The organism is Bacteroides sp. 1001136B_160425_E2 (assembly GCF_015559655.1).
GTDB lineage: Bacteria > Bacteroidota > Bacteroidia > Bacteroidales > Bacteroidaceae > Bacteroides > Bacteroides luhongzhouii.
Genome location: NZ_JADMQH010000021.1, coordinates 15,976 through 38,409, shown reverse-complemented (window position 1 = coordinate 38,409; position 22,434 = coordinate 15,976). Strand labels below are relative to the sequence as shown.

Sequence of the window (22,434 nt, the reverse complement as noted above, 5' to 3'; positions counted from 1 at the left end):
TTGAAACAAAGTTTATAGACGAAGGCGAAGATACCCCCTATCTTTGCCTTCGTCTATTTTAGATTAAAAGCTTGTATAAACTAGGAATACTTTGTTGCCATGAAAACAAACCCTTGGATGAAACTATGTAAAGGTGCAATACTTGCGTTAGCAGTCTCTTACGGACTGACTTATTGCCACACAACTAAAAGCAAGTTGACCTTGGAACAGAAAAGCGATAGCCTGACTGTTATCCACATCACCAATCCTACTAATTATATATTGCTTCCTATAGAAGAGGAAGCTGCAGAAAGTCAGGTTCTGCTTGATACGGGAGAGGCTGCGGATACCGATATGGATATTCGTCTGGCGCAGACTCAAGTGGACTATTTCGTTCCATTTGCCTTGCCCGTCGGAGCGAAGACTGCCACCGTGCGTGTCCGTAATAAATCAAAAGACGCACTTTGCTGGAAAGAAATCAAACTATCTGATACTTTTGATACAGCCAATACGGAAAAGTTTCGTCCTGTTTATCATCATACTCCCCTTTATGGCTGGATGAATGATGCCAACGGATTGGTGTATAAAGATGGAGAATATCATTTGTATTTTCAATATAACCCTTATGGTTCCAAATGGGGAAATATGCATTGGGGGCACTCTGTCAGCAAAGACCTGATGCATTGGGAACATCTGGCCCCGGCTATTGCCCGTGACACATTGGGACATGTCTTTTCCGGCAGCTCTATTGTCGATCAAGAGAACGTAGCGGGGTATGGAGCAGGGAGTATTTTGGCTTTCTATACTTCTGCCAGTGATAAAAACGGGCAGATTCAATGTCTTGCTTTTAGCAAAGATAACGGACGAACATTTACTAAATATGAGAAGAACCCCATCTTGAGGCCAACTGATGGTTTGAAAGATTTCCGCGACCCGAAAGTGTTTCGTTATGAACCGGAAGATAAATGGGTGATGATTGTCTCCGCCGATAAAGAAATGCGTTTTTATGACTCTAAGAATCTGAAGGACTGGAATTATATGAGTAGCTTCGGAGAAGGATACGGGGTACAGCCTTGTCAGTTTGAATGTCCGGACATGGTGGAACTTCCGGTGGATGGAGATCTGAATCGTAAAAAATGGGCGTTGATAGTGAACGTCAATCCGGGATGTTATTTCGGAGGAAGTGCCACTCAATACTTTACAGGAGACTTTGATGGAACGAAATTCTGTTGTGACAGTCAACCGAATGTAACGAAATGGCTGGACTGGGGAAAGGATCATTATGCTACCGTTTGTTTCTCAAATACTGGAGAACGCACAATTGCCGTCCCTTGGATGAGTAACTGGCAATATTGTAACATTGTTCCGACAAAGCAATTCCGTAGTGCTAATGCTCTGCCGCGTGAGTTAAGTTTTTATACACAAGACGGTGAAATTTATCTTTCGGCAGCTCCGGTGCCGGAGATAAAGACTCTGCGAAAAGAAAAGAAAGAGATTCCGGCATTTATGGTTGGTAATGATTATCATATTGATTCTTTATTGGCTGATAATGAAGGTGCGTATGAACTGGCATTGGAGATTACCGCCGGGGAAGCGGAGATTATGGGATTCAGCCTCTTTAATGATAAAGGGGAAAAGGTGGATATCTATTTCAATCTTCCGGAAAAGAGATTGGTAATGGACCGGACGAAAAGTGGTATCGTAGATTTCGGAAAGAAGAGTGTACCTCATGAGATAGAGGTTCACGACCGTAGAAAGACGGCTTCTATCAATTATATAGATGATTTCGCATTAGCTACTTGGGCACCGATAAAGAAAGAGAATAAATATACGTTGGATGTTTTCGTTGATAAATGTTCTGTAGAAATATTCCTGAATGGAGGAAAGGTAGCTATGACTAATCTTATCTTTCCATCGGAACCATACAACCGTATGTGTTTTTATAGCAAAGGAGGTACATTCCATGTCGATTCATTCAATACGTATCGACTAGGTTTATAAGAGAAATAGAAGTTACGCAATAGATGTTTGCATCGATTTAGTGAAAGCAACAAGTAGTGATTGTTTTAAGGATTCATAGGTTAGATTTATAAGTTAGGTTTTGTAGATTAGAATTAGGTGTTTGGTAGCTGTCAGATGTGAAATCCGGCAGCTACTTATATTCATCAATTACTCATCAATTATTCATCAATTTCAATTGTATATCCCCCTTGGAATATCGCTCCCGGCTGTAAGTGTTGCATCCAGTCTTTATCTTTATATTCACCAGTATAATGTGCACGGTCGCAACGTCCGTACCAAGGCTCGATGCAGACAAAAGGAGCATTCTTTGCAGGTGGAGACCAGAGGCCGACTACCGGAGCATTAAAATGTAGACTTAGATAAGCCTGTTTCTCCTTATTATATAAGGTAACTTTACGGATCTGTTCATTTTCCAGTATCAAAGCATCTTTATCAAAAGTATGTGTGTTCAGTGGTAACAATCCGTCTGTCAACTCTAAAGAATATTCTGTAGAAGGATCAGCGCATCCCTTTTCTGAAATGAGAATATATTTCAAACCGTTTTCCTTGTCAAATCCGAAGAACCCTCTTTCAGAATTGCTTGCATCGAATTCTGGCCAATAGAAAGCAGGATGTGCACCAATCTGAAAATACATTTCCTTGTCGCCGGTATTCTTTACTTCCCACATAACCTCAATTTTCTTTCCCTGGATGCGATAGCCTATTTCCAGACAGAATAGAAACGGATATTTTCGCAAAGTCTCTTCATTACTAACAAGACGGTAACGTACTTCATCCTCTTTTTCAGTAACGAGTGTGAACTCCATATCACGGGCAAAACCATGTTGGGTAAGCGTATAAGAAATTCCTTCATTTCGATACTCATTCTCCCATACACTCCCAACAATAGGGAATAGGACAGGAGAGTGACGTTTCCAAAAAGCAGGATCGGCTTGCCACAGATATTCTTTTCCATTGGCGAAGATACTGCAAAGTTCAGCTCCATGAGGAGATACTTGAATCGTAAGTTGTTCGTTGGAGATTGTTTTCATATCGTTTATTTATTGGATTATTTTGAGGGTAATTTTTCATTCATCTTTCGGTTCATCTTTCAATCCGTCTTTCAATTCGTATTCAGATTTGCCTTTCAGTAGCATACCACTTTTTGCATTAAGAGGAGAGATTACTCTCTTGCCCGTTTTAGTCTCCAGTTCCAGTCGGGCATTGCGGGCTACTTCTCCACCTTGTTGAGCAATATCCATGTGGTCATTGAATGTTTCGGGATCGCTGATTTCGGATATTTCTTTAGTAGAAAGTTCGGCAAGCATATTTAATACCAATTCTTTATTGGTCATATTATCTCGTAGGTTTTCTTTTTTCAATCCTTTCAATTGTTTGTACTCTTTAGATGTCATATCCGACCAGGTCTGATAGATTACATCCGTTAATGTGGCAAATTGAACACCTTCTTGCAGACCTCGTTTTTTCCATTCGTCAGTAAGGTCCTTACGGATTTCAATTGATTTTAAACGTTGGTTAATCCAATTGTCGGAATATCCCAGACGTTTATAATCTTGTAGAGCCTGTTCGATGGATAATTCGGGGTCTTGTATTTGATTGAGCCGTTCACTGGCAACTTGAGCCATCCATAATTTGAAAGGTTCTGCTTTTGGGGAGGGTATGGATTGGATAAGGCGGAGAAGCTGTTCGGTGTCGGCGACATCGGTAAGGCGCATTTTGCCATCAACTGCCTGCATTTTCAACTGGTGACAATTTGTCACCGTTTCATTTCCCTCTTCTTTAAGTCTCTGTTTCAGCTTATTCCAATATTTACGTCCATCGGTACTTTCAGTTAAAATGCTAACTACATCTACTATCGAAAAATACCACTTCTCTTGTTCATCATCCCATACCGTACGTACTTTTTTTTCCTCAAAGAGCTTTAATGCTTGTTGTTTAGTCATGAATTCTGTTTTTAGAATCTTTAATTGGTTGTTATTTTAATGAAGAGTCTTCTCTATTTGGGGGCTCATATCACTACACAAAGATACCACTTTCAATCTACATAAGAGAATATGAACCTCATTTTTCTCATAGCAAGAAAAAGATCTTATAAAACCCTATAAAATAGCGTTCTATGCAACAAATGTTATAGCCTTTGAAACATTTTTTTTAGTCGTTTGATATAAATCAACCGTAATTTGCATCATCGATAAAGATAAAATTCGTACTTTTAATTTAATAACATCAAACTAATGCATCGTATTATGAAGAACAAAAAACTTCTTTGCAGCGTTTGTTTCCTGTTTACTTTCATGTCAGTCCTTTGGGGGCAAAACATTACGGTGAAAGGAAACGTTACTTCTAAAACGGACGGACAGCCGGTCATCGGTGCCTCTGTTGTTGAAGTTACAGCTACTACTAATGGAACAATTACTGATTTAGATGGTAATTTCACCCTTTCGGTTCCGGCTAACTCTACTTTAAAGATTACGTATATTGGTTATAAACCGGTGACCGTAAAATCGGCTGCTATCGTTAATGTATTATTGGAAGAAGACACTCAAATGGTAGATGAAGTGGTCGTAACAGGTTATACTACTCAACGTAAAGCCGACCTGACCGGTGCTGTTTCCGTAGTGAAAGTCGACGAAATCCAGAAGCAAGGGGAGAACAACCCGGTGAAAGCACTTCAAGGCCGCGTGCCCGGTATGAACATTACGGCGGATGGAAATCCGAGCGGATCGGCTACCGTACGTATTCGTGGTATCGGTACGCTGAACAACAACGATCCTCTTTATATTATCGATGGAGTTCCTACCAAAGCCGGTATGCACGAATTGAACGGAAACGACATTGAATCCATTCAAGTACTGAAAGATGCTGCTTCAGCATCCATCTACGGTTCGCGTGCTGCAAATGGCGTTATCGTCATTACTACCAAACAAGGAAAGAAAGGCCAGATTAAAATCAATTTTGATGCTTCGGTTTCAGCTTCCATGTATCAAAGTAAGATGGATGTGTTGAATACGGAACAGTACGGACGTGCCATGTGGCAAGCCTATGTAAACGATGGTGAGAACCCGAACGGCAATGCCTTGGGATATAACTACAATTGGGGTTACGATGCCAACGGAAATCCTGTACTATACGGTATGAGCCTTTCCAAATACCTGGACTCGAAGAATACAATGCCTGTGGCAGATACCGACTGGTTTGATGAGATTACCCGTACAGGTGTTATCCAGCAATACAATCTTTCTGTCAGCAACGGTTCGGAGAAAGGTTCTTCCTTCTTTTCTCTGGGATATTACAAAAACCTGGGTGTAATCAAAGATACGGACTTCGACCGTTTCTCTGCCCGTATGAACAGTGATTATAAATTAATCGATGATATATTGACTATCGGCCAGCATTTCACCTTAAACCGGACTTCGGAAGTACAAGCTCCCGGCGGAATTATCGAAACCGCTTTGGACATTCCTTCCGCTATCCCTGTTTATGCTTCGGATGGTTCATGGGGAGGACCGGTAGGCGGATGGCCGGACCGTCGTAATCCTCGTGCCGTACTCGAATACAACAAAGACAACCGATACACTTACTGGCGTATGTTCGGTGATGCTTATGTGAATCTAAGCCTCTTCAAAGGATTCAATGTTCGTTCTACTTTTGGTCTGGACTATGCAAACAAGCAAGCCCGTTACTTTACCTATCCTTATCAGGAAGGAACACAGACCAACAACGGCAAGAGTGCAGTGGAAGCCAAACAGGAACACTGGACCAAATGGATGTGGAATGCCATTGCCACTTACCAGTTGGAAATAGGCAAACATCGTGGAGACGTCATGGCAGGTATGGAGCTGAATCGGGAAGACGACAGCCATTTCTCCGGCTACAAAGAAGATTTCTCTATCCTTACTCCCGACTATATGTGGCCCGATGCAGGTAGCGGCACAGCCCAGGCTTACGGTGCCGGCGAAGGTTACTCGCTTGTCTCTTTCTTCGGCAAAATGAACTATTCTTATGCTGACAAATATCTGCTTTCATTGACTCTCCGTCGTGACGGTTCTTCCCGCTTCGGTAAAAATCATCGTTATGCCACTTTCCCTTCCGTTTCTTTGGGATGGCGCATCACACAAGAAAGCTTTATGAAGGAACTGACTTGGCTTGACGATCTGAAACTGCGTGCTTCATGGGGACAGACCGGTAATCAGGAAATCTCCAACCTTGCCCGTTACACTATCTACGCTCCTAATTATGGAACAACAGATTCATTTGGCGGTCAAAGCTACGGTACGGCATACGATATTACAGGTTCTAACGGAGGTGGTACTCTGCCTTCCGGATTCAAACGTAACCAGATCGGTAATGACAATATTAAATGGGAGACAACTACACAGACGAACGTCGGTATCGACTTCAGCCTGTTCAAGCAATCCTTGTACGGTTCATTGGAATACTATTACAAGAAAACAACCGATATCCTGACTGAAATGGCAGGTGTGGGAGTATTAGGAGAAGGTGGCAACCGTTGGATTAATTCGGGCGCAATGAAAAACCAGGGTTTTGAATTCAACTTGGGCTACCGCAACAAGACTGCCTTCGGACTGACTTACGACTTGAACGGAAACATCTCCACTTACCGGAATGAAATTCTTGAATTACCGGAGACAGTGGCTGCCAATGGAAAGTTTGGTGGTAATGGAGTAAAGAGTGTAGTCGGTCATACATACAATTCACAAGTGGGCTACATTGCCGACGGTATCTTCAAATCACAAGAAGAAGTGGACAATCACGCTACGCAGGAAGGTGCAGCCGTTGGCCGTATCCGCTATCGCGACATCGATCATAACGGTGTGATTGATGAAAAAGACCAGGAATGGATTTACGATCCGACTCCTGCTTTCAGCTACGGATTGAATATCTATCTGGAATATAAGAACTTCGACCTGACTATGTTTTGGCAAGGCGTTCAGGGAGTAGATATCATCAGTGACGTGAAGAAGAAAAGTGACTTCTGGAGTGCATCCAACGTCGGCTTCCTGAACAAGGGAACCCGCTTGCTCAATGCCTGGTCGCCTACTAATCCGAACTCTACTATTCCGGCATTGACCCGCAGCGATACAAACAATGAACAGCGCGTCTCCACTTACTTTGTTGAAAACGGTTCCTTCCTGAAACTGCGTAATATCCAATTAGGTTATACGGTTCCGGCTGTAATCTCCAAGAAGTTGAGAATGGAACGTTTACGCTTCTATTGCAGCGCACAAAACCTGTTGACGATCAAGAGTAAAGACTTTACGGGAGAAGACCCGGAAAACCCGAACTTCTCTTATCCGATCCCTGTGAATATCACCTTCGGACTTAACATCGGATTTTAATTCACTTCATTTATAAAACGAACTATCATGAAAAAGATACTATACATAGCAACCATCGGATTTACCTTGCTGACAAGCAGTTGCAACGATTTTCTGGATCGTCAGGTTCCGCAGGGTATTGTGACCGGCGATCAGATCGCTTCTCCCGAATACGTGGATAACCTCGTGATTTCAGCCTACGCCATTTGGGCAACAGGTGACGACATCAACTCTTCCTTCTCGCTTTGGAATTATGACGTGCGTTCCGACGATTGTTATAAAGGCGGTTCCGGTACGGAAGACGGCGGTGTGTTCAACGCACTGGAGATTTCTAAAGGTATCAACACCACCGACTGGAACATCAACGATATATGGAAAAGACTGTATCAATGCATCACCCGTGCCAACACAGCCTTGCAGTCACTCGACCTGATGGATGAAAAGACTTATCCGCTGAAGAACCAGCGTATTGCTGAAATGAGGTTCCTGCGCGGACATGCTCACTTCATGTTGAAGCAACTGTTTAAGAAGATCGTTATAGTAGACGATGAAAACATGGAACCGGATGCTTACAACAAGCTTTCGAATACCACCTATACCAATGATGGACAATGGCAAAAGATAGCAGACGACTTCCAGTTTGCCTACGACAACCTGCCGGAAGTGCAAATAGAAAAAGGACGTCCTACACAGGCTGCCGCTGCTGCTTATCTGGCAAAGACTTACCTGTATAAGGCTTACCGTCAGGATGGAGTGAATAACAATCTTACCGGGATCAACGAAGAAGACTTGAAACAGGTAGTGAAATATACCGATCCTCTCATCATGGCCAAAGCCGGTTACGGATTGGAAAATGATTATAGTATGAACTTCCTGCCTCAATATGAAAATGGCGCGGAGTCTGTATGGGCGATTCAATATTCTATCAACGACGGAACATACAACGGTAACCTGAACTGGGGAATGGGACTGACAACTCCGCAGATACTAGGTTGCTGTGACTTCCACAAACCGAGCCAAAATCTGGTGAACGCTTTCAAAACCGACTCGCAGGGAAAACCGTTGTTCAGCACCTATGATAATGAGAACTACGAGGTTACAACGGACAATGTAGACCCCCGTTTATTCCACACGGTAGGTATGCCGGGCTTCCCTTATAAATACAACGAAGGCTACCTGATTCAGAAGAATGATGACTGGAGCCGTAGCAAGGGACTTTACGGATATTATGTTTCGCTCAAAGAGAATGTAGACCCGGACTGTGACTGCCTGAAGAAAGGCTCTTATTGGGCTAGTTCTCTGAATCATATCGTCATCCGTTATGCAGATGTATTGCTGATGCGTGCCGAGGCCCTGATACAGTTGAACGACGGACGTATTGCCGACGCCATCTCACTCATCAATGATGTACGCAGTCGTGCGGCCGGAAGTACAATGCTGATCTTCAATTATAAAGAAGAGTACGGAGTGAACTTCAAAGTAACCCCTTATGAACAGAAAGCTTATGCACAGGACGAAGCCATGAAAATGTTGAAATGGGAACGCCGTATAGAATTTGGAATGGAAAGCTCACGCTTTTTTGACCTCGTCAGATGGGGAGAAGCCAAAGACGTTATCAATGCTTATTATGTGACCGAAGCAGCCCGTTGTTCTATTTACAAGAATGCAGGCTTCACGGAAAATAAGAACGAATACCTCCCAATTCCATTCGAACAGATCAGTGCCAGTAACGGAAATTATACACAGAATTTCGGTTGGTAATCATCAATCTTAAAACAAAGAATAAAATGAAATCAATCATAAAACAACTCTATACCATCCTGTTGGTGACTGTAGTATGCATAACAGTTGCGGGATGTAGCGATGACTTCAAATCCAATCTTCGTTTGGACGGAGATGTATGGGTAAACTCTATCAAACTGGATGAATACGCAGGAACGATCGATTATCAAAATAAGACAATCGTAGTGGGAGTACCTTACGATTATGACGTTACCCGGATGGCCGTCAGCGAAATCGACCTTTCCGAAGGCGCTACGGCGAGCATCGCTGTCGGTGAAACAATCGACTTTTCTCTTCCCGTATCTTTGATTGTGAAGAATGGTGACGTACAAATGAGCTATACGATTACCGTGAAGAGGGACGAGGCGAAGATACTGACCTTTAAGTTGAATGATACTTATGTAGGAAAAGTAGACCAGCTATCAAAAACAATCTCCGTAGTTGTTCCGCTGACAGTGGATATCACCCAGTTGAAAGGTACGTTCACCGTGACAGATGGAGCTACTGTGACTCCGGCATCCGGCAGCATCCAGGACTTTACCAATCCTGTCACCTATACGGCAACTTACCGTTCGGCAGTGACTCCTTATGTAGTAACGGTTACTCAAGGAAACGTGATTCCGACGGCCTTTGTCGGCACAGCTTCTTCTGTAAGCCAACTTACAAGTCCTGAAGAAAAAGCCGCTGCCCAGTGGATGATGGATAATATATCAATGTCCGAATACATCTCATTCAAAGATGTAGTAGACGGAAAAGTGGATTTAGGCAAATATACTGCAATCTGGTGGCATTTCCATGCAGACAATGGTGACAATCCTCCTTTGCCGGATGATGCAAAAGCTGCCGTAGAGAAATTTAAAGTCTACTATCAAAACGGTGGTAACCTGTTGCTGACCCGCTACGCAACTTTCTATATTAAGGATCTTAGCATTGCAAAAGACGAGCGTGTACCAAACAACAGTTGGGGAAGAAGTGAGGATTCACCTGAAATTGTTGATGGACCGTGGAGCTTTCCGATTACTGGCAACGAGTCGCATCCGTTATTTCAGGATTTAAAATGGAAAGATGGTGACAAAACAAGAGTCTATACCTTTGATGCTGGTTACGCAGTAACCAATAGCACAGCCCAATGGCACATCGGAACAAACTGGGGAGGTTATGAGGACCTGAACGCATGGCGTAACTTGACAGGAGGAATCGATGTGGCATGCGGAGACGACGGTGCAGTAATCATAGCCGAATTCGAGCCGCGCTCCAATAGCGGACGTACGATCTGTATCGGCTACGGTGGTTACGATTGGTACGGTAAAGGAGTAGACGCTTCTGCCGATGACTACCACTACAACGTAGAGCAAATGACTCTGAATGCAATCAACTACTTATGTAAATAAAAGAATAAGCAATAATTATGAAAAATATGATCTTACATATAGCAATCACCACACTGTTGGCCTCAATGACCGCTTGCAGTGATGAGCTTGATCCCGTATTGACTCAAAGAGACTGGGACGGTACAGCCACTTACTTCCAATCGACCGACGAGCATGGCTTCTCGATGTACTATAAACCGCAGGTAGGCTTTGTCGGTGACCCGATGCCATTCTATGATCCGGTTGCCAAAGACTTTAAAGTGATGTACCTGCAAGACTATCGTCCGAACCCCGAAGCTACTTACCACCCCATTTTCGGGGTGGCCACCAAAGACGGTGCTACTTATGAATCTCTCGGCGAACTGATTCCCTGCGGAGGTCGTGACGAACAGGATGCCGCCATCGGTACAGGAGGTACCATCTATAATCCGGTTGATAAACTCTACTACACTTTCTACACCGGCAATAAATTCAAACCTTCTTCCGACCAGAATGCGCAAGTAGTCATGGTAGCTACCTCTCCTGACTTTAAAACATGGACCAAGAACCGCACTTTCTATCTGAAAGGAGATACGTATGGCTATGACAAGAATGACTTCCGCGATCCGTTCCTGTTCCAGACCGAAGACGGTGTCTATCACATGCTGATTGCCACCCGTAAAAATGGAAAAGGACACATTGCCGAATTTACTTCTACTGACCTGAAAGAGTGGGAGTCTGCCGGAACATTTATGACCATGATGTGGGATCGTTTCTATGAATGTCCGGACGTATTCAAGATGGGAGAATGGTGGTATCTGGTCTATTCGGAGCAAGCTTCCTTCATGCGCAAGGTACAATACTTCAAAGGCAGAACACTTGAAGAACTGAAAGCGACTACCGCCAATGATGCCGGAATATGGCCGGACAATCGGGAAGGTATGCTGGACAGCCGCGCATTCTATGCAGGAAAGACCGCTTCCGATGGAACCAACCGTTACATCTGGGGTTGGTGTCCTACCCGCGCCGGCAATGATAATGGAAACGTAGGAGATGTAGAACCTGAATGGGCTGGAAACCTGGTAGCGCAACGCCTCATTCAGCACGAAGACGGTACGTTGACTCTTGGAGTTCCGGAGGCAATCGACCGTAAATACACTTCTGCACAAGAAGTAAAAGTAATGGCTAAAGATGGAAACGTAACAGAAAGCGGTAAAACCTATACGTTGGCCGAAGGAGCTTCCGTCATCTTCAACCGGTTGAAAGTGCACAACAAGATTTCCTTTACCGTAAAAGCATCCTCGAATACAGATCGTTTTGGGATCTCTTTCGTTCGTGGAACGGACTCCAAATCATGGTATAGCATCCATGTCAACGCTGACGAAGGTAAAGCCAATTTCGAGAAAGACGGTGACAATGCCAAATACTTGTTTGATAACAAATTCAACATCCCGACGGATAATGAATACCGTGTGACGATTTACAGTGACCAGTCAGTTTGTGTGACCTACATCAATGACCAGTTATCTTTCACGAACCGCATTTATCAAATGCAGAAGAACCCGTGGTCACTCTGCTGTTATAAAGGTGAAATCACTGTATCAGATATTCAAGTGAGCACATATTAATAGAAAAGTAACATCTTTTACAGTGTTTGAAACAAAAGTGATAGGCGTTTCATCCCGGAGCGCCTATCTTTGCACTGTAACAACCTTAATACCATAAAGCATGAATTTAAGACTCTCTTCCAAACAAATTCGAACCTTCGCGGTTTTATTTTGTATGATTGTGATGAATATCTCTCTATCCGCCCGTGCGGACAACTCTCCTCTATTAATTAAAGATTTAGGAGAAGGACATTGCCTCGTACGCGTCAACACTAACCAGAAGTATCTGTTGTTGCCCGTAGAAGATGCGTCGCCCGATGTGCGTATCAGCATGATTGTCAATAATAAAGAGGTAAAGAGCTTCGATGTCCGTCTGGCCATCCATAAAGTCGATTACTTTGTCCCGGTAGACCTTTCCGATTATTCCGGCAAACTAATCTCTTTCAAATTTAAAATGAACTCCAACGACCCGGTGCGTGTCAACCTTTCACCGGACAACACTGCTTGCTGCAAGGAAATGAAATTGTCCGATACGTTCGATACAAGCAACCGTGAAAAGTTCCGTCCCATTTATCATTTCTCTCCCCTTTACGGATGGATGAACGACCCGAACGGAATGGTCTACAAAGACGGTGAATACCACCTTTTCTACCAATACAACCCTTACGGCTCCAAATGGGGAAATATGAACTGGGGACATGCCATCAGCAAAGACCTCGTAAACTGGGAACATCGCCCCGTAGCAATCGCCCCGGATGCATTCGGCACTATCTTCAGTGGATCCGCCGTGATAGATCATCACAATACTGCCGGCTTCGGTGCAGGTGCTATCGTCGCCATCTATACACAGAATAGTGACCGTCAGGTGCAAAGCATTGCTTATAGCACCGACAACGGACGTACTTTCACCAAATACGAAAACAATCCCGTATTAGTATCTGAAGCGCGTGATTTCCGCGACCCGAAAGTATTCTGGTACGAAGGTACCAAACGTTGGATCATGGTATTGGCGGTAGGGCAGGAAATGCAATTCTTCTCTTCCCCCAACCTGAAAGACTGGACATTTGAAAGCAGCTTCGGCAAAGGACACGGTGCACACGGAAACGTTTGGGAATGTCCCGACTTATTCGAACTCCCGGTAGAAGGAACGAATGAAAAGAAGTGGGTACTGCTTTGCAGCCTCGGCGACGGTCCTTTCGGTGACTCGGCTACTCAATATTTTATAGGCTCCTTCAACGGAAAAGAGTTTGTAAATGAATCACCCTCCAAAACCAAATGGATGGACTGGGGAAAAGACCATTATGCCACCGTGACTTGGAGTGATGCTCCCGACAACCGTCGTATTGCTATCGCTTGGATGAGCAACTGGCAATATGCAAACGACGTTCCTACTTCCCAATACCGTAGCCCGAACTCCGTTCCCCGCGACTTGAGCCTGTTTACCGTAGATGGTGAGACTTACCTCCAATCAGCTCCCTCTCCCGAGCTGCTGGCTTTGCGTGATGCTTCAAAGAAGCGTTCGTTCAGGGTAAACGGAACACGCACAATCAAAGAAATGATTTCCGGCAATGACGGTGCATACGAAATAGAACTGACGATTGAAAATCAACATGCAGACGTAATCGGCTTCCGTCTCTACAATGATAAAGGCGAAGAAGTGGATATGCAGTATGACATGAAAGAAAAGAAATTCTCGATGGATCGCCGCAAGAGCGGAGAGGTCAGCTTCAATGAGAACTTCCCGATGTTGACCTGGACAGCTATTGAAAGCGGAAAAGATGCATTAAAACTTCGCCTGTTTGTTGATAAATCCAGCGTTGAGGCCTTTGGAGACGGTGGACGCTTTGCGATGACTAATCAGGTATTCCCTTCGGAACCTTACAACCATATCGACTTTTACAGCAAAGGAGGAGCTTATAAGGTAGACTCATTTGTAGTTTATAAGTTGAAACCGTAAGCTGCTCTATTCCGCTCCATACGTTCTTTCCCTGTTTCCTTATGACAGAGTTCCTCTTTCCCGGTGAGAGAGTATCCATAAAGTGGGGATATAGTTGCTCTAAACTTACGTTATTGGTAGTTCTTCACGGCCGTGACGAGATCCTACCACGGCCGTGGTAGCTTCTTCCCACAGCCATGAAGAGAAGTCACCACGGCCGTGGGAAGGTAACAATACCGTAGCTTTAGCACAACAAGGAACGGGAGATACACCAACTACATAAAGGGCTGACGTGTACATTGCCGTAAGGTTGTGTGCTTCCCGCCCTATGGAAACAGAATTCATCATATAAAAGATAAAACAATGGAAAATAGTAAAAACTCTTCTCTTTCCAAACTGATCCCGGTGATGCTTTGCTTCTTTGCCATGGGATTTGTTGACCTGGTAGGCATTGCCTCCAATTATGTAAAGGCAGACCTCGGTCTGTCGGACTCGCAGGCGAATATCTTCCCTTCACTGGTATTCTTCTGGTTTCTGATTTTCTCCGTACCCACAGGCATGTTAATGAGCCGTATCGGTCAGAAGAAAACCGTGTTGCTTAGTTTGCTTGTGACTTTTGCTTCTTTGTTATTGCCGGTTTTCGGAGACAGCTATATGCTGATGCTGATTTCTTTCTCCCTTTTGGGTATCGGAAATGCGTTGATGCAGACCTCCCTGAATCCGTTGCTTTCTAACATCGTACGTGGCGACCGTCTGGCAAGTAGCCTGACTTTCGGCCAGTTTGTGAAAGCCATTGCCTCTTTCCTTGCACCTTACATTGCCATGTGGGGAGCGACACAGGCCATCCCGACTTTCGATTTAGGCTGGCGCATCTTGTTCCCGATTTATATGATTGTAGCCGTCATTGCTATCCTGTTGCTTAATGTCACGCAGATTAAAGAGGAAAAAGAAGAAGGCAAACCGTCTACGTTAGGACAATGTCTCGCCTTGCTTGGCAAACCGTTTATCTTGCTTTCTTTCATTGGTATCATGTGTCATGTCGGAATTGATGTGGGTACAAACACTACCGCCCCCAAGATTTTGATGGAACGTCTTGGCATGGGTCTTGATGATGCAGCTTTTGCGACAAGCCTTTATTTTATCTTCCGTACGGCAGGCTGCTTTCTGGGTTCTTTCATTTTGCGTAAGATGTCGGCGAAATCGTTCTTCGGCATTAGCGTTGTGATGATGCTGATAGCGATGGCAGGTTTGTTTATATTCCATGACAAGACAATGATTTATGTATGTATCGGCCTGATCGGTTTCGGCAACTCCAATGTGTTCTCCGTAGTCTTCTCGCAGGCATTGCTTTACCTGCCGGGTAAGAAGAATGAAGTTTCCGGTCTGATGATTATGGGACTCTTCGGCGGTACGGTATTTCCGTTGGCTATGGGAGTAGCATCCGATGCGATGGGACAGAGTGGGGCAGTAGCCGTAATGACGGTGGGCGTGCTTTATCTCTTGTTCTATACGTTCCGTATTAAAAAATAATTTTATAACTTTGGAAACAATAAAATCCGTAGATCATGAATAATATAATTGTAGGAATGGGCGAGGCACTTTGGGATGTGTTGCCCGAAGGAAAGAAAATAGGTGGTGCTCCGGCAAACTTTGCCTATCATGTATCACAGTTTGGTTTTGACAGTCGCGTGGTGAGTGCCGTGGGCAAAGATGAGTTGGGAGACGAGATTCTGAACGTATTCAACGAGAAGAAACTGAAAACGCAGATTGAACAAGTGGATTATCCTACCGGTACGGTACAGGTGACATTGGATGACGAGGGTGTGCCTTGTTACGAAATCAAAGAAGGCGTGGCATGGGATAACATACCTTTCACGGATGAGCTGAAACGTTTGGCATTGAGTACGCGTGCCGTTTGCTTCGGTTCCCTGGCTCAACGTAATGAAGTGAGCCGTGCCACTATCAACCGTTTTCTGGATACGATGCCCGACATAGACGGACAACTGAAAATCTTTGATATTAATCTCCGTCAGGACTTCTACACCAAAGAGGTGTTGCGCGAATCTTTCCGCCGTTGCAACATTCTGAAGATAAACGACGAAGAACTGGTGACCATCAGCCGTCTGTTTGGCTATCCCGGCATCGACTTGCAGGATAAATGCTGGATTCTGTTGGCGAAATACAACCTGAAGATGTTGATTCTGACTTGTGGAATTAATGGCAGTTATGTGTTTACTCCGGGTGTTGTCTCTTTCCAGGAAACGCCCAAAGTGCCGGTTGCCGATACGGTGGGAGCAGGTGATTCCTTTACGGCTGCTTTCTGTGCTTCCATTCTTAATGGAAAGCCGGTTCCCGAAGCTCACAAACTTGCCGTTGAAGTTTCTGCTTATGTCTGCACGCAAAGCGGTGCAATGCCTGAACTTCCGCAGGTATTAAAAGACAGATTGATGTAATTGTTTGATGGAAAGTAAGTATAGAGGTATATCTCATTCTGTGGGAATATACCTCTTTTTTCTTTTTGCATGATTCGCATGATATAAGAGGTACGGGCATAAAAAAAGGAGCAACGCCTTGCTCCAACCTTTGTTAACCTTAAATCTAATACTATGAAAAACACATTGCAAAGATACGGACTTCTGCTAAATCTGCAAATAATCCAAATAAAAAGAGATGTTTTATAACATTGATTAAGCGTTTGTGTTACGCTTTATACTTTTGTTAATAGTTTCCGGTTGAATATTGGGGAACCATTTTTGCATTTCTTTGGAGGATAATGATGAGAATAATCCGGTGATAAATAGCATACTCACAGTTTTATTTCTTATTTTTGTTCTCAATCAATCTATTGAAAACTATGGACACGATACTATTTCGGATGAAAAGCTTACTATTACTGGGACTGTTATTTCTTTCTAGTGAGGTATTCGGACAACCGATGATCGGAAACGATGCTTCTCCCGAGACTCTTGTTTTCGAATTGACCAATAAAGAGGCTTTGAAACTTCTAAAAGGTAAACTTCGGCAGAAACAGTGGGATAAGATACAACAGGCTCCCTTTGCCCGCTTCACAGATACATGGACTAACCCTCCTGTAAAGGGACATTTCCTGCTGGCTGATGTAGAACGGAATGAAGTCCATTACCGGTATGCTCCGGTGATTCCTTTTCATGTTTTTCTTTTCAAAGAGTATGGTGTATTGACTTTGCAAGTGGTTGATGCCGAAGGAGCAATCAGGAAAGATGCTAAAGTACGTGTGGGCAGTAAGGCTGTATATTACGATGAGGACAGTCAAACGTATACGGATGACAACTGGTCGCAGAAGGAGCAACATATCCTGACTGTTGAATTGGATAAGTTTCGTGCCGTATTTGATTTGACAAAACATCTGGTGTCGCCCTGGTATCAGAATGACTATGGGAGACAAGATGGACCGGAGTTTTATAGTTATCTGATTACTGACAAGAACAAATATAAACCGGGTGAGACGGTTCGTTTCAAATCGTATGCTCTCTCCGAGCATAAACGCCCTCTGAAACAGGAACTTTCATTATGGATGCGTGTCGGCTCTTCCTGGCGTGACTATAAGAAGATAATGCCGGTTGTCCCTTACCATCCGGGAGGCTTTGCCGGAGAATTTGAATTGAATGATTCGTTGAATTTGAAGTTAGACCAAAGATATTCCATTCAACTTCGTGACAAGCGGGGACGCATCGTTGCTTCCACCCATTTCAACTATGAGGACTATGAACTGAATGGCAATAAGTTGCTTGCGACGTTGGCTTCGAATGTGCAATATGCACCGCAGAGCAACCGCGTCGATATCAGTGCAACGGATGCCAACGGTCTTCCTTTGCGGGAAGTAAATGTAGAAGTGACTATTGGCAGAGAACAAGTGTTTAAATCGTATACCGAAATACTTTCTTTGCCCGATACGCTGATGTCTGTGCAGGCGGAACTGGATGTCTCCGGAAAAGCTTCGGTAGATATTCCTTCTCAAATATTCGGTGCTTCCGATTGTTTCTATCGTGTGAGTGTTGTCTTACTAACAGCGGATAACAACCGCTTGGAACAGCAGGACAAGGCGACTTTTTACTATTCTTGTTACAATGTGCAGTGTACCACGCAAGCTGATACAGTCTGTTTTTCATTCTTCGACTTAGGTGTGGAGCGTCCCTTAGAAGCGGAACTGACTTATGGGGATAAGAAAGAAGTGAAAAAAGTCCGTTTACCTTATCGGGAACCTTTCAATCAGACCATTTCGGATTATCGGTTCAAAATACCGGAAATAGGATATGAAACAATCATTACTCCCGCCGGACTGGATCCCAAACTGGAACTGAATGGCGGAATAGAGAAAGACTCATTCTGTGTCTCCCTCTCCAATCCTTTGCAACTGGAGCTTTCATGGTATGTATATCAGGGCAACCGATTATTGCAGAAAGGTTCGGGAAAGGAGATGGAACATAAATCCGGAGAGATTGACCCTTCTTCGGTCTATTACGTGGAGGTATTCTATGTCATGGGAAATAAGGAATGTATGATGAAACGCTCATACACTTCGCCTTCCGAACGATTGGTGATTGAATCTGATCTGCCGGAACGGATATATCCCGGGCAGACTGTGACCACAAAACTGAATGTGACGAATATTCAGGGACGTCCGGTATCTAACGTCGATCTCACGGCTTTCGCAGTCAACAGCCAACTGAATTATCAGATTCCGGACTTGCCTTATTACGGGAGTGCGCCCCGTCCCCGTGAACAGCGTGCTTCCTATTCGATGAAGCAAAAAGAATACCTGCATACGGCTACGTTAGATTATAAACGTTGGAATGAACTGCTTCATTTAGAAGAATTACCTTATTATCGGTTTGCTTATCCTTCGGGAAACCTGTATCGTCAGACGGTGGATACACCGGATGGAACCACTCAATTTGCCCCTTATGTGATGTTGGACGGGAAAGCGGTAAATATCTATGTGATTGAACAGAATGATATCCCCTGTTATTTTTCATGGACAGAACAGCCTCAAGAGTACTCTTTTCCTGTACTTCGTCCGGCAGGGAAGCAGAAAATAACATTGCGAATGCATGACAGGGCTTTTATCATCGACTCTCTGGCCTTCGAACGTGGCAAGAAAACGATTTTAAGCTTTGATATGAATCAGTTGCCGCAAGGAGTGGAAATGGTCTGGCTGCGCCAAAAGAAAGGAAAATACTACGAATACCAATTTACTAAGGAAGAAAAGAAGCGATACGAACGGTATCTTTGCCGCCTTCCTGTGGTGGACGGGGCGATATGTACTTCTTTGGAACATAATGGAAAATTGTTTCCGGTTTCGCTTTCGGAGTTGTCCCGTTATAAAAAGAATATATTGGCAGGTCCCGTAGAGCCGGGGCTTTGGAAGTATATGAATGGCGTATTATATCGGCATGAGGGAGGTTTCTCTTATGAATTTGATGGAAATGTTGTCTATAAATATAAGGACAATGAACTATGTCCGCGGTATTTGCATTTTTCGTCTGTGGCGAAGATTGCTACTTTGAATGATTATTATTTATCACCGGAAAGATTCCGTAACCTGGTGTCTGAACTCCGGAAGGGAAAGAGTTGGCATCCTACCCGGATTTATTTTTCTTTGCCGGATAAGAAGTTGAATTTCCGGCTCCCCGAAGAAAAAGATTCTACCGGAGTGGCAAACCTGTTCTTTAAAGATTGTACGACCGGTGAATTGATTTATCCGGATACATTGGTGCGCATGAACCGGATTTATTCCAGACTTCCTGCCGGTACGTATGATGCGATTTTACTTTATAATAACGGGAAATACCTGAAACAGGAGGCTTTGCCTGTAAAGTCATATAGCTATCTGGATGTAAATATGGAGTCTCTGCCCTTGCACGAAGCTGATTCGCTATCTGCTGGGTGGCTTTTGTTGGGAGGAAGAGGGACGATCGGTACGAATCAGCCCAGTTATAAGGAGATGAGAATCACGCAGTACGTGCGCAGTTATGGTGGCAAAGTCTGTGGCTATGTGACAGATGCTACCGGAGAGGCGTTGATAGGATGCAGCGTGTTGATCAAAGGAACAACAGAAGGAACAATAACTAATTTGGATGGATATTTCGAAATGGATTGTGACAGGAGAGGGGAACAACTGCTGTTTAGCTATGTCGGCTTTAAGCAGCAAGAGGTGAGAGCAATGCCCGGTTCGAACCTGTTGGTTACGCTGGAGGAAGATAGCCGGGCATTAGATGAAGTGGTAGTGGTTGGATACGGGATGAGTAGAAGACATTCGTTGACGGGGTCTATTGCCGGAGTGAGGGTGGATCAGTCTTCCTCTGCTACAACTCCTTTGGAGGAATTGGACGGACAGGATAAGGAAGAGAAAGCGAAGGAGGAAGTAGATGCTAATCGGTTGTATACTGAACTGTTGCAACTGAACGGGTTACGCCGGAATTTCTCCGATGTAGCTTTCTGGCAACCTCGTTTGTTTACGGATAAAACCGGGACTGTCCGGTTTGAGACTACTTTCCCCGACAACGTGACGAAATGGGAGACGGTGGTTTATGCCATGAACCGACGTTTGCAGACAGGAACTTTCCGTCGTTCCATTCGCTCTTACAAGCCATTGATGGCGGAACTGAAAACTCCCCGTTTCTTGGTGGAAGGAGATCTGAGTACATTGGTCGGGACCATCCGTAATTATCTGGATGGACAGCGTATAGAAGGAACCACACAGTTTTGTGTCGGAACGGATACGTTGAAACAGCGGGAAGTCAATCTGACAGAAGGATTTCATGAAACATTGCCGATGCAGGCTGCAAATACTGACAGTGTGGCCATCAGTTATCTTTTTACCCGGGAGGACGGGTATAAGGATGGGGAGGAATATACAATTCCGGTATTGCCGCGGGGGACAGAATTGGCACAGGGCACATTAGGTATCTTGTCTGATGCGGAGACAGTCAGCATACAATCCGGTGAGGATGAAGAAGTGATGGTCAGCATCACGGACAATCAGTTGGATATTTATAAGGAATCTGTGAATTTCCTGACCGGATATCGATATTTGTGTAACGAGCAATTAGCTTCCAAGCTGATCGGTCTACTGGCCTATCAACAGTATATGCAGGGGATAGGCGAGAAGGCGAAGGGGGATAAAGCGATCCGGACTATCATTCGCCGGCTGACGAATCATCAGAATAAGCATCAGTTATGGTCATGGTGGGGTAACTCTGAAAATACTTCTTTCTGGATGTCGGCACATATCTTACGGGCTTTGAAGATGGCAAAAGACGCAGGTTATCCTGTCCATTTGAATCTGAATGGATTGAAAGTGGAGTATGCCCATGTACATCCTTACCGGGGAATGAAACTGGAGGATATAGAAATACTTCATGCCTTGCATGACTGGAAGGTGGAAGCTGATTATTCTGCAGCTGTCAGATTATTGGAACCATTTGTCCGGCAGTTGGAACAGAAGGAAGATTCGTTGGCAAGCAGGAACAAGCATTATCGTCCTCTTTCTTATTTGAAGGAAAAGTTGCTTCTTTGGGAAATCAAACAACAGGTAGATTCTGTCAATGTCGGTGATAGCGTGCGGCATTATCTGAAAAAGGATATGTTGGGAGGCGTTTATTGTGACGATGGTCGTCGCACTCATTATTGGGAAGGAAATCATATGATTAATACGTTGATTGCTTACCGGGTGATTAAGAATGATTCTTCTTTGTGCAAGTTGAAAGAGAATATGCAACTGTATATTCTGCGGACTAAAGAGCGTGGTTGGAATACCTATCAGGCTTCTGCTGCGGTAGCAACTGTTTTGACTGATTTGCTGACAGGAGCGGATCGCAACGGGGTAGGGACGTCAGTATCCGTCAGAGGAAAGGAGAATAAGCGGATTATGGAATTTCCTTATCATGCCCGATTGACGGCAGGAGATAGTCTGTTTATCTCAAAAACAGGTAAGGAGCCTTTATTGTACAGTGTTTATTCAACGAAGCGAGTGATGGATGCTCGCGAAAGTGATGCTTTCAAGGTAGAGGCGGCCTTGGAGAAAGATTCTCTGGTAGCGGGTATGCCTGTTACACTGTCGGTCACCTTGCAGGTGAAACAGGAAGGTGCGCAATATGTGATGCTCGAAGTTCCTGTTCCGGCCGGTTGCAGTTATGCCTCAAAACCTGTTAATTTCTCCTGTTCTGAAGTATATCGTGAATATTTTAAGGAGAAAACTGTTATCTTTAGCGAAAAATTACCGGTAGGTACTTATCAGTTTACTATCCCTTTGCTTCCACGCTTTACAGGAAAATACACGCTGAATCCTGTGAAAGTGGAGTTGATGTATTTCCCGGTAGTGAATGCTAATAATGAAGGGAGAAAAATTTGGATTACAGAAAGAAATACGAAAGAATGAG

The 22,434-nt window shown here is 44.1% G+C and carries 12 protein-coding genes; 9 read left to right on the top strand and 3 right to left on the bottom strand.

The features are described 5' to 3' along the window. Positions 1 to 99: 99 nt before the first annotated feature. Complete coding sequence (locus tag I2I04_RS18970) at positions 100 to 1,980, top strand: DUF4980 domain-containing protein (protein ID WP_195655680.1); 1,881 nt, start codon at positions 100 to 102, stop codon at positions 1,978 to 1,980. Between the two features lie 179 nt (positions 1,981 to 2,159). Here I2I04_RS18970 and I2I04_RS18965 read toward each other — a convergent pair whose 3' ends face one another. Beyond that, positions 2,160 to 3,032 carry an aldose 1-epimerase family protein gene (locus tag I2I04_RS18965; RefSeq protein WP_195655679.1) on the bottom strand — a complete coding sequence of 291 codons (873 nt, stop codon included), beginning with the start codon at positions 3,030 to 3,032 and terminating at the stop codon, positions 2,160 to 2,162. Positions 3,033 to 3,068: 36 nt separating this feature from the next. Then, positions 3,069 to 3,944, bottom strand: coding sequence for a Bro-N domain-containing protein (locus I2I04_RS18960; RefSeq protein WP_195655678.1), 876 nt, complete (start codon positions 3,942 to 3,944; stop codon positions 3,069 to 3,071). Between the two features lie 303 nt (positions 3,945 to 4,247). Between I2I04_RS18960 and I2I04_RS18955 the strand changes: the two genes are divergently transcribed. The 5 genes from I2I04_RS18955 (at position 4,248) to I2I04_RS18935 (ending at position 14,035) form a co-directional block, all read left to right on the top strand. Further along, positions 4,248 to 7,361, top strand: coding sequence for a SusC/RagA family TonB-linked outer membrane protein (locus tag I2I04_RS18955; RefSeq protein WP_195655677.1), 3,114 nt, complete (start codon positions 4,248 to 4,250; stop codon positions 7,359 to 7,361). 27 nt (positions 7,362 to 7,388) lie between these two features. Next, positions 7,389 to 9,101, top strand: coding sequence for a RagB/SusD family nutrient uptake outer membrane protein (locus I2I04_RS18950; RefSeq protein WP_143259360.1), 1,713 nt, complete (start codon positions 7,389 to 7,391; stop codon positions 9,099 to 9,101). Between the two features lie 26 nt (positions 9,102 to 9,127). Then, positions 9,128 to 10,513 (top strand): DUF4960 domain-containing protein, encoded by a 1,386-nt coding sequence (locus I2I04_RS18945; protein ID WP_195655676.1) that lies wholly within the window; start codon positions 9,128 to 9,130, stop codon positions 10,511 to 10,513. Positions 10,514 to 10,530: 17 nt separating this feature from the next. After that, complete coding sequence (locus tag I2I04_RS18940) at positions 10,531 to 12,099, top strand: glycoside hydrolase family 32 protein (protein ID WP_195655675.1); 1,569 nt, start codon at positions 10,531 to 10,533, stop codon at positions 12,097 to 12,099. A 100-nt stretch (positions 12,100 to 12,199) separates the two neighbouring features. Further along, complete coding sequence (locus tag I2I04_RS18935) at positions 12,200 to 14,035, top strand: DUF4980 domain-containing protein (protein ID WP_195470883.1); 1,836 nt, start codon at positions 12,200 to 12,202, stop codon at positions 14,033 to 14,035. A 105-nt stretch (positions 14,036 to 14,140) separates the two neighbouring features. On the opposite strand, the gene I2I04_RS18930 is transcribed toward I2I04_RS18935, so the two are convergent. Then, entirely contained in the window at positions 14,141 to 14,362 is a 222-nt protein-coding gene (locus I2I04_RS18930) for a hypothetical protein (protein WP_143259364.1), read from the bottom strand. 15 nt (positions 14,363 to 14,377) lie between these two features. Between I2I04_RS18930 and I2I04_RS18925 the strand changes: the two genes are divergently transcribed. The 3 genes from I2I04_RS18925 (at position 14,378) to I2I04_RS18915 (ending at position 22,433) form a co-directional block, all read left to right on the top strand. Continuing rightward, positions 14,378 to 15,544 carry an MFS transporter gene (locus tag I2I04_RS18925; RefSeq protein WP_143259365.1) on the top strand — a complete coding sequence of 389 codons (1,167 nt, stop codon included), beginning with the start codon at positions 14,378 to 14,380 and terminating at the stop codon, positions 15,542 to 15,544. A 35-nt stretch (positions 15,545 to 15,579) separates the two neighbouring features. After that, a complete protein-coding gene (locus tag I2I04_RS18920; RefSeq protein ID WP_143259366.1) occupies positions 15,580 to 16,467 on the top strand; it encodes a carbohydrate kinase family protein in 888 nt (295 codons plus the stop codon). A 401-nt stretch (positions 16,468 to 16,868) separates the two neighbouring features. Beyond that, positions 16,869 to 22,433, top strand: a complete 5,565-nt coding sequence (locus I2I04_RS18915) for a carboxypeptidase-like regulatory domain-containing protein (protein WP_195655674.1) — start codon at positions 16,869 to 16,871, stop codon at positions 22,431 to 22,433. Position 22,434: the final 1 nt, after the last annotated feature.